Origin of the sequence: Fontisphaera persica (assembly GCF_024832785.1) — a bacterium.
GTDB lineage: Bacteria > Verrucomicrobiota > Verrucomicrobiia > Limisphaerales > Fontisphaeraceae > Fontisphaera > Fontisphaera persica.
In genome coordinates, this window is sequence record NZ_CP116615.1 from 48,389 (window position 1) to 62,510 (window position 14,122).

General features: G+C 60.8%; 12 protein-coding genes. 9 read left to right on the forward strand and 3 right to left on the reverse strand.

From position 1 onward, the window contains the following. Positions 1 to 3: 3 nt before the first annotated feature. The 6 genes from rplQ to NXS98_RS00315 all read left to right on the forward strand — a co-directional run bounded on the left by rplQ (position 4) and on the right by NXS98_RS00315 (position 6,472). Positions 4 to 444 carry a 50S ribosomal protein L17 gene (gene rplQ, locus NXS98_RS00290; protein WP_283846454.1) on the forward strand — a complete coding sequence of 147 codons (441 nt, stop codon included), beginning with the start codon at positions 4 to 6 and terminating at the stop codon, positions 442 to 444. A 128-nt stretch (positions 445 to 572) separates the two neighbouring features. Then, positions 573 to 1,934, forward strand: a complete 1,362-nt coding sequence (gene asnS / locus NXS98_RS00295; RefSeq protein WP_283846455.1) for an asparagine--tRNA ligase — start codon at positions 573 to 575, stop codon at positions 1,932 to 1,934. A 319-nt stretch (positions 1,935 to 2,253) separates the two neighbouring features. After that, positions 2,254 to 3,390: a transcription termination factor Rho gene (gene rho / locus NXS98_RS00300; protein WP_283846456.1), complete on the forward strand. Its 1,137-nt coding sequence runs from the start codon at positions 2,254 to 2,256 to the stop codon at positions 3,388 to 3,390. Positions 3,391 to 3,419: 29 nt separating this feature from the next. Beyond that, positions 3,420 to 4,466 carry a helix-turn-helix transcriptional regulator gene (locus tag NXS98_RS00305; RefSeq protein WP_283846457.1) on the forward strand — a complete coding sequence of 349 codons (1,047 nt, stop codon included), beginning with the start codon at positions 3,420 to 3,422 and terminating at the stop codon, positions 4,464 to 4,466. Between the two features lie 4 nt (positions 4,467 to 4,470). Next, positions 4,471 to 5,118, forward strand: coding sequence for a four helix bundle suffix domain-containing protein (locus tag NXS98_RS00310; RefSeq protein ID WP_283846458.1), 648 nt, complete (start codon positions 4,471 to 4,473; stop codon positions 5,116 to 5,118). Next, complete coding sequence (locus NXS98_RS00315) at positions 5,108 to 6,472, forward strand: Gfo/Idh/MocA family protein (RefSeq protein WP_283846459.1); 1,365 nt, start codon at positions 5,108 to 5,110, stop codon at positions 6,470 to 6,472. The genes NXS98_RS00310 and NXS98_RS00315 overlap by 11 nt, the downstream gene beginning before the upstream one ends. Positions 6,473 to 6,505: 33 nt before the next feature. On the opposite strand, the gene NXS98_RS00320 is transcribed toward NXS98_RS00315, so the two are convergent. Further along, positions 6,506 to 8,530, reverse strand: coding sequence for a PhnD/SsuA/transferrin family substrate-binding protein (locus NXS98_RS00320; protein WP_283846460.1), 2,025 nt, complete (start codon positions 8,528 to 8,530; stop codon positions 6,506 to 6,508). A gap of 26 nt (positions 8,531 to 8,556) precedes the next feature. Beyond that, entirely contained in the window at positions 8,557 to 9,732 is a 1,176-nt protein-coding gene (locus NXS98_RS00325; RefSeq protein WP_283846461.1) for an NHL repeat-containing protein, read from the reverse strand. A 180-nt stretch (positions 9,733 to 9,912) separates the two neighbouring features. Here NXS98_RS00325 and fabG point away from each other — a divergent pair, with 180 nt between their 5' ends. From fabG to fabF, 3 genes are all read left to right on the forward strand, one after another. Beyond that, a complete protein-coding gene (fabG, locus tag NXS98_RS00330; RefSeq protein ID WP_283846462.1) occupies positions 9,913 to 10,656 on the forward strand; it encodes a 3-oxoacyl-[acyl-carrier-protein] reductase in 744 nt (247 codons plus the stop codon). A 196-nt stretch (positions 10,657 to 10,852) separates the two neighbouring features. Further along, positions 10,853 to 11,095 (forward strand): acyl carrier protein, encoded by a 243-nt coding sequence (acpP, locus tag NXS98_RS00335; RefSeq protein WP_283846463.1) that lies wholly within the window; start codon positions 10,853 to 10,855, stop codon positions 11,093 to 11,095. A gap of 61 nt (positions 11,096 to 11,156) precedes the next feature. Next, complete coding sequence (gene fabF, locus NXS98_RS00340) at positions 11,157 to 12,416, forward strand: beta-ketoacyl-ACP synthase II (protein WP_283846464.1); 1,260 nt, start codon at positions 11,157 to 11,159, stop codon at positions 12,414 to 12,416. A 155-nt stretch (positions 12,417 to 12,571) separates the two neighbouring features. Here the strand turns inward: fabF and NXS98_RS00345 are convergent, their stop codons facing one another. Then, on the reverse strand, positions 12,572 to 13,939 hold the full coding sequence (locus NXS98_RS00345) for a 3-isopropylmalate dehydratase large subunit (protein ID WP_283846465.1): 1,368 nt from the start codon (positions 13,937 to 13,939) through the stop codon (positions 12,572 to 12,574). Between the last annotated feature and the right edge of the window lie 183 nt (positions 13,940 to 14,122).

Genomic DNA, 14,122 nt, shown 5'->3' on the forward strand with positions numbered 1-14,122 from the left:
CTTATGCGCCACTTAAAACGCACCGCCAAGCTTGGCCGCCAGTTCCAGCATCGCAATGCCATGCTGGCCAACCTGGTGTGCAGCCTCATTAAACACAAACGGGTGACCACCACCCTTGCCAAGGCCCGCGCCGCGCGCAGCCTGGCCGAGAAAATGGTCACCCTCGGCAAACGCGGCACGCTGCATGCCCGCCGCCTGGCGGCCGCCCGGCTGCACCAGGAGGACGCCGTGAAAATCCTGTTCAACCAAATCGCGCCGGCCCAGAAAAATCGTCCGGGGGGTTACACCCGTATCGTCAAGCTCGGCCAGCGCCGTGGTGACGCCGCCCAGGAGGCCATCCTGGAATGGGTGGAGTTGCCGGCCGCGCAACCGGAAACCGCCAAAACCACGGAAGACAAAGCGGCTGCGCCAGCTCCGGCGGCCACGGCCGAAGCGGCCAAATAACCTGCGCTACAATCTTAACTCGGGCAAAAACCCGCGTCTCCGTGACGCGGGTTTTTCCTTTATGGGGCGGCCCTTGTCACCACACTTTTCTTTTGTCCCGCCGCGCGCCAGCGATTATCCTCCCGCGCATGCATCAATTGATTAAACACTTGTTGCACGCGCAGGCGCCCCAGGAAAAGGTAATCGTCCAGGGCTGGGTGCGCACCCGCCGTGACGCCAAAGGTTTTTCCTTTTTTGAAATCAATGATGGCTCCTGCCTGGCCAACCTGCAGGTGGTGGTCAACGAAGGCACGCCGGCCAACGCAGAAATCACCCACATCCTTACCGGCGCGTCCGTCATCATCGAAGGCGCGCTGGTAGCCTCGCCCGCTGCCGGGCAGAAATGGGAAGTGCACGCCAGCCGGGTGGAGCTGGTGGGGCCGGCAGATGCCTCTTATCCGCTCCAGAAAAAGGGGCACACGCTGGAGTTTCTGCGCACCATTGCACATTTGCGCCCGCGCTCCAATCTCTTTGGGGCCGTTTTCCGGACGCGCAGCCGGCTGGCGCATGCCGTGCACCAGTTTTTCCAGGAGCGCGACTTTGTGTACGTGCACACGCCCATCATCACCACCAGTGATTGCGAAGGGGCGGGGGAGATGTTCCGCGTGACCACCCTCAAGGGCGAGCCGGGCGAAAAACCGGAGGACGATTTCTTTGGCAAGCCGGCCTACTTGACCGTAAGCGGCCAGCTTGAAGGCGAGGCGCTGGCGTGCGCGCTCTCGCGCATCTACACCTTTGGCCCCACCTTCCGCGCTGAGAACTCCAACACCGCCCGGCATGCGGCGGAGTTTTGGATGATTGAGCCGGAGATGGCCTTTTGTGACCTGGCGGCCGACATGGACCTGGCCGAGGAGTTCATCAAGGCCATGGCGCGCCACATGCTGGACCATTGCGCCGAGGACCTCGCCTTCTTCAATAAATTCGTGGACAAGGAAGTCGCTGCCCGCCTGCAATTTGTCGTCGAGCGTCCTTTCCAGCGCATTCCCTACAGCGAGGCCATCCAGATTCTACAAGCTTCGGGCAAGGCGTTTGAATTTCCCGTGCGCTACGGGGTCAACCTGCAATCCGAGCACGAGCGCTATCTCACGGAGGAGCATTTCAAGTGTCCCGTGACGGTGTTTAATTACCCGCGCGAAATCAAACCCTTCTACATGCGGGTGAACGATGACGGCCAGACCGTCACGGCCATGGACGTGCTGGTGCCCGGCATTGGCGAGGTCATTGGCGGCGCCCAACGTGAAGAACGCCCCGACCGCCTGCAGGAGCAGATGGCTTTCCACAAGCTGAACCCAGCGGATTACTGGTGGTACGCCGATTTGCGCAAGTACGGCACCGTGCCGCATGCCGGCTTCGGCCTCGGCTTTGAGCGCCTCCTCATGTTCCTCACCGGCGTGAGCAACATCCGGGACGTCATCCCCTTTGCCCGCACGCCTAAAAATGCGGACTTTTGAGCGGCCATGGCTTTTTAGTGGCCGGGCGGCGGAGGGCGGGGCAGGGGGAGGTTGGGGCCAAGGCTTGGGCGCCATTCGCGCAGTGGCTCCGCCCTGAAATTCCTGAAAAATAATTGTTGCATGCGGAGGAAAATGGGTTAATTTTCCCTCGTCACAGGCGCAGCCGCGTCGGCACAGCAATCAGGTTAAGTGGTTTAAGTGTTCATTGGAGTGCGGCGGCTTTCCCGAAGGTTCAACGTTCAAAACGTTTCGGGGTTGGTTTCTGGAAGTTCCATGGCCTGGTGACACAACACAAAGTTAGTTAGATAGTTACATCCTTATGGGTTCACATGCCAATTCGGCCCATTATCCCGATTACGGCTCGGGATATCTGGAAATCTCGGAAAAGGGGTTCGGCTTTCTGCGGTCCCCGGACAATTTTTTTGCGCCCAAGCCCACTGATATTTTTGTCACACCGGACACCATCAAACGCAGTTTCTTGCGGGAAGGGGCGCTGGTGGAAGGCACCCTGCAGCCGCCCCATCGCGGCACCAGCCCGCAGTTGCGGGCGGTGGAAAAAGTTAATGGGATGCCCTTTCAAGAATACGTCAAGACCCTGCGCTTCGAGAATTTGACCACCATTGACCCGGTGGAAAAGTTCAAGCTGGAGACGACGCCCGACCTGATTGAGACGCGCATCATTGATCTGGTGACCCCCATTGGCAAGGGCACGCGCGGTTTGATTGTGGCGCCTCCGCGCACCGGCAAGACCACCATCCTCAAGCAAATCGCCAACGCCATCACCGCCAACCATCCCGAGGTGCACGTGCTGGTGCTGCTCATTGACGAGCGTCCGGAGGAAGTCACCGACTTCCAGCGCTCGGTCAAGGCCGAGGTGGTGGCCTCCTCGAATGACCAGGACCTCGAAACCCACGTGCGCCTGTCGCGCTTCATGATTGAACGCTGCCGTCGCATGGTCGAGGCCAAGAAGGATGTGTTTGTGCTGCTTGACTCCATCACGCGCGTGGCCCGCGCCTACAACAGCGTGCATGGCGGCTCCGGCCGCACCATGACCGGCGGCGTGGATGCCCGCGCCCTGGAAATTCCGCGCAAAATGTTCGCCGCGGCCCGCAAGATTGAAGAGGGTGGCTCCCTGACCATCATCGCGACCGCCCTGGTGGAAACCGGCAGCCGCATGGACGAATTGATTTTCCAGGAGTTCAAGGGCACCGGCAACATGGAGCTGGTGCTGGATCGCAAGCTCAGTGACCGCCGCCTGTTCCCGGCGATTGACATTCCCCGCAGCGGCACGCGCAAGGAAGAAAAGCTCTTCCCCAAAAACCAGATTGAATCCGTGCGCAAATTGCGGCGCATGATGGTGGACCTCAACCCCGTGGAGGCCATGGAAACCCTCATTGCCGCCTGCAAAAAGCACAAGACCAACGACGAGCTGCTGGCCAAGCTGGACCGCGGTTGACCGCTCCGGCCCGCCGCCGTGCCCGGCTCATGGGCAAGCGCGCCCCCAAAACGACACCCCGGACGGTGCAACACACGCGCCCGCCCTTGGATCGTGTGCGGCGCATCCATCACGAAATCGCCCGGGGCCGCTATCCCAACGCGCGCCAGTTGGCACAGGAACTGGAGGTCAATCCCAAAACCATTTATCGCGACCTCGAGTTCATGCGCGACCGCCTGGAGCTGCCGCTGGAATTTGACCCACGGCGCAACGGTTATTACTACACTGCCCCTGTCACCGACCTGCCCGCCGTGAGCATCAGCGAAGGGGAGCTTTTTGCCCTGGTGCTGGCGGAAAAGGCCCTCGGTCAATATCGCGGCACGCCGTTTGAAAAGCCCCTGCTGGCCGCCATTGAAAAAATTGCAGCCGGCCTTCCGGAGACCATCAGCGTAGCCCTGCAAGACCTCCAGCAAAGCATCTCCTTCCGCACCCGCGTGGAGCCGCTGCTGGATTTGGAGGTGTTTCACACCCTGGCGGAGGCGGTGAGCCATCGGCGGCAGTTGCGCCTGCAATATCGCAAGCCCGGCGGCGGGCCGGTGGAAGAGCGCACGGTGGACCCCTACCACCTGGCCAACATCAACGGGGAATGGTACCTCTTCGCCTACGACCATCTGCGCCAGGCCACCCGGACGTTTGTGCCCATGCGCATCCAATCCGCCGTCCCCACCGGCAAAACCTTCAACCGCCCCAAAAAGTTTTCGCTGGAGAACTGGCTGCGCGGCAGTTTTGGCGTGGTGCAGGGGACTGGGGATTACCAGGTGGTGCTGCGTTTTCCCGCCGCTGCTGCGGACTATTTGCGCGAGAAAAAGTGGCATGAGAGCCAGCAACTGCGGGATTTGCCGGATGGGGGCGTGGAAGTGAGTTTTCGCCTGTCCGGCCTCACCGAAGTACAGCGGTGGGTCTTGAGCTGGGGCGGCCATTGTCAGGTGATTGCGCCGCCGGAACTCGCTGCCGCCGTCCGCCAGTCTGCAAAACTCATCCTGAAACAGCACGCATTTCAGGGCGATTCAAGCCAGCAGCCCGATGGCGGAGCGTAAGACCATGGACAACCTGATCCCCAAGCATGGTGGCTTTCGGAATTTAAGGAGCTTTCAGGTTGCCCAGCTCTTGTACGACGTAACGGTACGCTTTTGCGGGCGTTTCATTGATAAAAGTAGTAGAACCCATGACCAGATGGTGCAGGCAGCACGGTCAGGCGTTCAAAACATTGCCGAAGGCAGCGTAGCCAGCGCCACCTCCCGAAAAATGGAACTGAAGCTAACCAATGTTGCGCGCGCCAGTATCGAGGAGTTGCGCCTGGACTATGAAGATTTTTTGCGTCAACGAGGATGGACGCTCTGGGCGCAGGATGATCCTCGCCGACTGGCGCTGATTAAGCGCCGGTGTAAAACAGCCGATGAAGTAGCGCAATGGGTAAAGCAAATAGCACAGACCGAATGGAAAAATGGACAAGATGGACGGCATGGAAAGTCCATCGTGTCCATAGAGTCCATTCAGGAGCTTTATGCTCAAACTGCAGCCAACGCGGCCCATGTCCTATGTGGCGTGGCCATGGCGCTTTTGGGGCGCCAAATTCAAGCTCAAGCAAGAGCTTTTGAACAAGAAGGTGGTCTTACCGAACGCCTCTTCAAAGTACGACAGTCCGCAAGGAAAAAGAAATCAGTGGATTCTTCTTCCCATGAGAGTTGACCTGTCTGCCATCTCCACTCCCTCCTCCCGCCGCCTTTTCCTGCGCCGCGTGGCTCTCGCTGGCGGTGCCCTTGCTTTCCCGGACGTCATCCCCGCTGCGGCGCTGGGCGCGGACGCCCAAGTTGCCCCTTCCAACCGCGTTGCCATGGGGTTCATCGGCATGGGACGTCAGGCCCTATATGCCAACCTTCCCTGGCACTTGAGCTCCCGCGAAACCCAGGTGGTGGCGGTGTGCGACGTGGACGCCTGGCGGCTGGAGCAAGCCCGCCAGAAGGTGGAGGCAGCCTACGCCGCCCAGCGTGCTTCCGGCCAGTTTCGCGGTTGTGCCGCCTACCGCGATTTCCGCGAGGTGCTTGCCCGCAAAGATGTGGATGCCGTGATGATTTCCACCCCCGACCACTGGCATGCTTATATGGCGGTGGCCGCCGCGCGCGCCGGCAAGGATATTGCCTTGGAAAAACCTATTTCCCTCTCCGTGGCTGAAGGGCGCGCCATTGTCAATGCCGTCCGCCAGCATCAGCGGGTTTTTCGCACGGATACCGAAGTGCGCAGCGAGTTGAAATTTCTCCAGCTCGTGCAGGTGGTTCGCAACGGCCTGCTGGGCAAGGTGCAACGCGTCCTGGCTGGCGTGCCCAAAGACCTCGCCCCGCTGGCCCAGCGGCCGCCGGCGATGCCTGTGCCGCCAGACCTCGATTATGACTTGTGGCAAGGCCCCGCCCCGGCACGGCCTTATACCGAGCAGCGGGTGCATCCCGTCCGTGATGCCTCCAAGCGCCCGGGCTGGATGATGATTCGCGATTATTCGCAGGGCATGATTGCCAACTGGGGCGCGCACATTCTCGACATTGTGCAATGGGCGTTGAACACCGAGCGCACCGGACCGGTGGAAGTCGAGGGCACGGGGGTGTTTCCTCAGGACAATCTTTGGGATGTCTTGCAGGATTTTCAGGTGCGCTACCGTTATGCCAGCGGGGTGGAAGTCTTCTACTCCAATGCCGGCCGGCCATTTGTCCGCGTGGAGGGCGCCGAAGGCTGGATTGAACACACCTGGTTCAAGGCGGAGGGTTTCATCGCCTCCAACGAGGCCTGGCTCTCCTGGAAACCCGGCCCCAACGATATTTCCTTCCCGCTGTTGACGGAAAAGCAGGACTTTGTGAACTGCGTCAAGTCACGCCGGGAAACCATGATTCCGGCTGAAGTGGGACATCGCACCACCACCCTCTGCCAGATTGGGCACATTGCCATCGAGGTGGGCGGCAAACTGCAATGGGACCCCGAGGCCGAACGCTTCCGCAACAGCGAGGCCGCCAACCGCCTGCTCACCCGCCCCAGCCGTGCGCCGTGGCAGGTGTGAGGAAGCCTGCTTGCCTGACCCTCTGGGGCAGGGCTACTTTGCCAAATTGTAACACCGCAGGACTTGGCGGCCGCGCACGTAAAGTTTGCCCTGTGCCACGGCGGGAAAAGCATACAATTCCTCGTCTTCTTCAAACAATCGTTGGTGTGCAAGCGGCCGAAAATCCGGTGCAGTCGCGTCCAACAGCAGCAAATCTCCGCGAAATCCCAGAGCCAAAATGCGCTGGCCATCTGAGATGAAGGAGACATGCTCGGCCCAGGCGTCCTCCTCGTTTTTCCAGAGGGTAACCCACTGCTTCAGGTCCGCCCGCCAGTCTAGACAATGCAAACCGTCGCAGGCGCCGAGCACGCGCTGGCCCACCACGATGGGGGTGGCCGTCACGGGATGGAGAGGCTGGTACTTGGCGGTGGGTTGCGGGTTGAGACGCCCCCGCCCGTCAAACCGATGCCAGCGGGCGCCGTTGTTCTCGGTGGCCAGCAGCAGGCCATCCCCGAGGGCCATGGGCGTGGGCACGTTGAAGTCGCCTTCCACCGGCGGGGTCAGTTTCCACAAGGGCAGCCCCGTTTGCGTGTCCCATGCACTCAGGCTGTTTTCGTCGTAGGCCACCACCTGGCTGCGGCCTTGCCACTCGCCCGCCATCAGCGCCGCGTAAGCAGGTGCGCCGCTGCCCGGCCCGGCACACAGAATTTTGCCGGTGGCCGGGTCCAGCCCGGCGACAAAACGTTTCGTGCCGCCCGGCAACACCCAGAGCCGGTTTTCATAAAGCAGGGGGGAATTGGCATAGCCCCACTTGGGCCTGCAACCTTGGAAGTCTTTGACCAGATGCCGTTTCCAAAGCACTTTGCCGGAGGCCAGCTCCACCGCCAGCAGGTCTCCATAAGCGCCCAGCAAATACGCTCGTCCTTGCGCCAGCAAGGGGGTGGCGCGGGGGGAATTCCCGTAATCCAGCCGCAGTCCGCGGGTGCGTTGCATGATGGCCCAGACAGCCTCCCCGGAGTCGGCGCGATAACAGCGCCACACGTCGGCTTGGTCCAGCGGGTCACGGTCCCCCAGCACCACATACCCTTGGGCCACCGCGATGCCGCCCAGGCCGGCGTGATTGAGTTTGCGTTCCCAGAGCATGGGCAACGGTTGCGGCAAAGCCGCCGGCAATTCAGCCGTCAAGCCGCGCCGTTGCGCCCCGCCCCAGCCCGGCCATTCCTGCAAGGCTTTGGCGGGGTCCTCATACGGTATAAAACCATCGCGCGATTCCAGCCGCTTGCACAACGCCCGGTTTTTCCCCACGGCCCATAACGCCGCTTCCATGGCCTCTGCCAGCGGCGGCTCCAAGTCGCGGTACCGGAAGACGGTAATAAACGGGACTGGCGCGGTGCGCCCAACCAGGCGGAGCGAGCGGCGGGGGATGTTGCCGCAGCCCTCCAACAAAGGCAGGGCGTAGCTGGACACCACCCCCACCGGCGAGGGCCGTCCCGCTAAGTCCAGCAGCTCCTGCGCCGTAGTGGTGCAACTGGGCGAAATCTTGGTAACCGTGCCCGGCGTGATCCCGGCTCCCCGCAGCGCAGCCATGGCTGCGCCGTGCTTTTCCACTTCCTCCATCGGCCCCAGCCACAAGTCCCGGCCCTCCAAATCTGCAAGGTCTTGCGCTGGGTCAGCCGCAGGCACCACAAACAAGCCGGTCAAGGTGGTTTTGCCCTGCAAATCCGTTAAGCGGGCCACCGGCTGGATGGGCCATTTCCAGGACTCGGCCAGGGGCGGAATGAGCGATTCTTTGCCAATAATCAAGTCTGGCCCCCGAGGCAAGACCGCCCTCAGGGCTTCATGGGGAGTGATGGCATATTTCACCTCGACCGGCATTTTCAGGGTCTTGGAGAAATGATGCCCCAAGGCGTCATAGTCCCGCTGGCCGGTGCCCGCCACACAGGCGCAGCACAATGCTTTGGCCAGGGGGTCCATCACCAGAATCGTCAGCCGGGATGGTGGATAAGCTGGTGTGGCGGCTTGCAGCCAGCCGCACAGTCCGAGCGTGCTGACCAGCCCAAAATATTGCCATCGCCTCATATTGGCTCTCCCTGAGTGATGGCCAATTATAGGCTGAAAACGTGAATGGCGTTGTCCCCTGGGTTGAGCAGATAAATGGTATTATTATCCGCACTGATGGCCACGGTGGCTCGCACGCAGCCGCTTTTGTAAGTGGGCAAGGCCAGCACGCCAACGAATTGGCCTGTGGCCGTGAAACGTTTGACCACTACCGGCGGGCCGGATTCCGCCGCCAGAATATCCCCGTTGGGGGCGAAACAGAGGTTTTTCGGCTCGCAGCACCCCCCGAAGCCATCGGCCGCAACGAGGTCCGACCGGCCAAAACTCGATACCATGGTCCCATTGGGTTGATAGCATTCCACCTTGTGCTTCCCGTTGTGGGCCACCCACAGCTTTCCGTCATGGCCACGGATGTCCATTTGTCCGCAACAGCCGGACAAGCGGGTTATCACTGCCTTGGGCTGGGACAAGCGGGCATCCACCTTCCACACCATGTAGCCAAAGGCCGCCGGGGAGGGGGTGGCGACAAATAAATCCCGTCCTACCACCGCCAGGCCGGTGACATCACCACGCCGTTTTTCCACCGATTTCTGGGCTTCTTGCAGCATGCGCTCCAAATCCGCCTTCGGAAGGTGGGGATTCATTTCTGCATACTCTTTGCGCAGGCGCTGCAGCTCTTCCTTCATCTGGGCTTTCCATTTATTCTGTTCTTCAGCGGGCACTTGCAGGGCTGGGACGGGCTTTTCTTCAAGGATTTTATGCTCAGAACTGAGTTTGCAGAGCTTGCCCCCGCCGCCCACGTAAATAAAGCCCTGGTCGTCCGTGCAAACCGCCTGGGGATTAAATGGCAACGGCACCTTCTTCACCAGTTTGCCGGAGGGGGTAAGCACTTGCAGCTCGCAGACGCCCTTGTCTTTTACCTCGCTGAGGCCGACGCACACCAGGAGCTGGCCATCGCGGCTCAGGCAGAAGTTGTTGACCGAGCCGCCCTTGACGGTGACTTTGATGGGTTTTTCTTCCTTGTATTTGGGTTTCCAGGCAGAGTCGGCGTTGCGGGCTTTTTCCAATTTTCTGGCCTGCTGCAAAAAGCCCTCTTCCTCTGCGGCGCGGGCCGCCGGTGGCACAACGGGAACACCCCACAACAGGAGGAGGCAGGCGCTGATGATAGGAGGAAACTCCGCACCCCAAGGGCGCAGCCACGGAAGGAAACACCTTTTAGACATGGTGGGAATCAACCGATGTTTAATTTTTGGACCTTACACACGCTTCACCCCCAGGAGAAGCATGGGCCGACTTTCATTAGCTTTGACCCGCTTTATACCTGAACGTTCAACGGAGAGAAAGTCTTGTTTTCAACTTTCCGCTTGTGCCCCGGCGCGGCTTGGGGCTTTATCTGGGGCGTTATGCAACTCTTGGAAAATCAAGTGGCAGTGGTGACCGGCGCCGGGCGCGGCATTGGCCAGGCCATCGCTTTGAAACTGGCCGGGGCCGGCGCTGATGTGGCCGTGGTGGATGTGAAGCTCGAATTCACCCAGGAAACGGTGGACAAAATCAAAGCGCTGGGTCGGCGGGCCTGGGGCTATGCCGCCAACGTGGCCTCCGCGGCGGAGGTCAAGGCGGCGGCCGACCAAATCCTGGCCGATGCCGGCAAGGTGGACATCCTGGTGAACAACGCCGGCATCACCCGCGACACCCTGCTCATGCGCATGAGCGAGGAAGATTGGGATGCCGTGCTGGACATCAACCTGAAGGGCACGTTTTTGTTCACGCAGGCCTTTTGCCGGAGCTTTTTGAAGCAGCGCTCCGGACGCATCATCAACATTGCCTCGGTGATTGGCCTCATGGGCAATGCAGGGCAGTGCAACTACGGCGCCAGCAAGGCGGGCGTCATTGGCTTCACCAAGTCGGCGGCCCGTGAGTTTGCCAGCCGGGGCATCACCGTCAACGCCCTGGCGCCGGGCTTCATTCAGACCGCCATGACCGATAAATTGACCGCCGAGCAGAAGGAAGCCATCCTCAAGAATGTCCCCTTGGGCACGCTGGGGCAACCGGAGGATGTGGCGGAGGCGGTGCTGTTCTTCGCCAGTCCGGGCGCGCGGTATATCACCGGCCAGGTGCTGGCCGTGGATGGTGGTCTGGCGATGTAAAATTTTCACAAAATACCGCTGGACAGATGAGCCGCCCCCCATTAGACAAGTCGCCGGCAATGCGAATAATGCGCAGCGAGCCTGATGGATTGCGCCGCGTAAAACCGCACCGGAAAAAAGCAAAAATGTTGGCTTGACGGGCCGGGAGCGGCTGGCATAGAGACAACTGACATTTAACAACGAACGGAGAATACCGATGGCTGACAAACCAGTAGAAACACGGGTCAAGGAAATCATCGTCGAGCAATTAGGCGTGAATCCTGACGAAGTGACGAGCGACGCGAAAATCGTGGACGATTTGGGCGCAGACTCACTCGACATTGTCGAGCTGGTCATGGCGCTGGAGGAGGAATTTGGCAGCGAAATCCCTGACGAAGAGGCCGAGAAGCTGCAAACCGTTGGGGATGTCATCAAGTACATCGAAGACATCAAGAAATAACCGGCTGGAAATTTCACGGGGCAGCTCTGGCTGGGATTAGCCCTGGCTGCCCTTTTATTTTATGGCAAGCAGTTGGTCCGACCGCCGTGTCGTCATCACAGGCTTGGGGGTGGTTACGCCCTTGGGGCATGACCCGCAGACGCTGTGGCAAAATGTGGTTTCCGGCCAGTGCGGCATTGACCGCATCACGGCCTTTGACCCCGCGGAGTTTGACTGCCAGATTGCGGCGGAGGTCAAAAATTTTGACCCTTCCCCGGCCTTTCCCTCGCCCAAGGAAGCCAAGCGTTCGGACCGCTTTGCCCAATTTGGCGTCTATGCCGCCTGGCAGGCGTTGCGGGATTCGGGGCTGGACCTGGAGCGGGTGAACCGTGATGAAATTGGCGTGTTCATCGGCTCGGGCATCGGCGGCCTGCACACCACGGCTGAGCAGCACAAGGTGTTGCTCTCCCGCGGCCCCGGGCGGGTTTCGCCCTTCATGATTCCCATGCTCATCTTGAACATGGCTTCGGGCATGTTCTCGATGTACTACAAATTGCGCGGCCCCAACGTGGCCACCTGCTCCGCCTGCGCCACTTCCACCCACGCGGTGGGCGAGGCGTGGCGCACCATCAAAATGGGTGATGCCCAGGCCATCTTTGCCGGCGGCAGCGAGGCCACCATTGTGCCTCTGGGCATCAGCGGCTTCTGCGCCATGCGCGCCATGAGCACCCGCAATCATGAGCCGAAAAAAGCTTCGCGCCCCTTTGATGCGGAGCGCGATGGTTTTGTGATGGGCGAAGGCGCCGCCGTGGTGCTCATGGAGGAATTGGAGCATGCCAAGGCCCGCGGGGCCAAGATTTACGCGGAAGTTGTGGGGTACGGCAACACGGCGGACGCTTATCATCTGAGCGCCCCCGCCCCGGGAGGCGAAGGCGCCGCCCGTTGCATGGCCATGGCGTTGCGCAGCGCGGGATTGCGCACGGAAGACATTGATTACATCAACGCGCATGGCACGGCCACCCCCAGCGGGGATGTGGCGGAAACCCAGGCCATCAAGACGGTGTTTGGCGAGCATGCCCGCAAAATCGCGGTCAATTCCACCAAAGGCGCCACCGGCCACATGCTGGGTGCAGCAGGGGCCACGGAGCTGGTCATCAGCATCCTGGCCATGCAAAACCAGGTCTCCCCGCCCACCATCAACCTGGAAAAACCGGACCCGGAGTGTGATTTGGATTACGTGCCCAACACGGCGCGCGAGATGCGCATTCGGGCGCTCCTGAACAATTCCTTCGGTTTCGGCGGCCACAATGCCACGGTGGCCGTGCGCCAGTTCAACGGCTAACCCGCGCCTTCCTCTTTTAAGGGGGCCTGAGTTTAAGCAATACAAAGGCTCAGGCAGGGGCGGCTTTTCTTTGCCCTAATTCCAAGGCCTTTTGCCTCCGGCAATCCCCCGGCTTGTGAGACAACGGCTTTGGCTCAGGTTACAGCGCGGACGGCTTAAAGGTACTCCCGCGGGTCAGTGATGCGTCCGGTCAGGGCGCTGGCAGCCACGGTGGCCGGGCTGGCGAGAAAGACCTGGCTTTCCTTATGGCCCATGCGGCCGGGGAAATTGCGGTTGGTGGCGCTGATGCACTTCATGGGCTTGTTGATGCGCCCAAAGGTATCCACCGGCCCGCCCAGACAGGCCGCGCAACCGGCGTTTTCGGTCATCATCACGCCGGCCTCCACCAGGATTTGCCAGATGGACTTGTCGCCCCAGCGGGTGGTTTGCAGGTCCCGCACAATTTCCGGGGTGGCGGGCACGCCGAAGGTGTCAATGACCACTTTGCGTCCGCGGATGATGCGGGCAAACTCCACAAAGTCGCTGGTTTTGCCGCCAGTGCAGGAGCCGATGTAAGCGCGGTCCAGCTTGATGTGCTCCAGTTCCTTGGCCAGCTTGCGTTGGCCGGGGTCGGGATGGCAGGCCACGGTAGGCTCCAGTTTGCTCAAATCCACCACCAGCTCGTAAATAAACTTCTGGTCCTTGTCCGGCTCCACCGGCTCGTAGGTGGTTTTGGTGCCATTAAGACGGGTGCGGTTTTCCACATATTCCGCCGTGCGGGCGTCAAACTCAAAAATGCCATTTTTCCCGCCGGCTTCGATGGCCATGTTGGCGATGGTCATGCGGTCGTCCATGGAGAGGCTGGCCACGCCGGGGCCGTCAAATTGCATGGCGCGGTAGGTGGCGCCGTCAAAGCCGATTTCGCCGATGATATGCAGGATGATATCCTTGGCCATGACGCCCGGCTGCAAACGGCCCTCAAAGCGGAAGTGCATGGTTTCCGGCACTTTGAGCAGCAGTTTGCCGGTGCCCATGACGAAGCCGGCGTCCGTGTTGCCGATGCCCGTGGCAAACTCGTTGAAGGCGCCGGCGGTGCAGGTATGGCTGTCGGTGCCAAACAAGACTTCGCCGGGGCGGGTGTGGCCCTTTTGGGGGAGGGCGCTGTGGCAGACGCCGGCATATTGGGAACCATACTGGCGCACAAAATGGCCTTTGGCCGGGTCAAACTGCCAGTTGCCATTGGGGTCATCAATGACATCGTAGAAATAAATCAGGCCCTGTTCTTTGACAAACTGCCGCAGCAGATTCACGTTGCGGTTGGAGTTGGAGTCCGCGGTGAAAATGTAATGGTCGGGAATGATGACCACCTTGGTGCGGTCCCAAACTTTGGCGTCCGGGCCAAATTCACGCTTGAATACCCCAATCGTGCCCGGCCCGCACACATCGTGGGTCATGAGCACGTCCGCGTTTACCCAGACATTTTCCCCTGCCTGCACCCGGGCTTTGCCCGCGGCCCGGGCCAACACTTTTTCCGTCAACGTCATAGCGCGGTAAATCTAACGTTGCCCGTGCCCCCGCGCAACAGCAATGACGCCTGCCCGACTGCGGCTGAGGGTGGGGCGGATGTCTTTTTTCGTCCTTGTCGGCAGTTTCGGGGGGGGCGCACAGGCAGAGGGGGGAGAACAGCGGCCCGGCGGCTCGACAGGCGGCGGCCCGACAGTTATTCT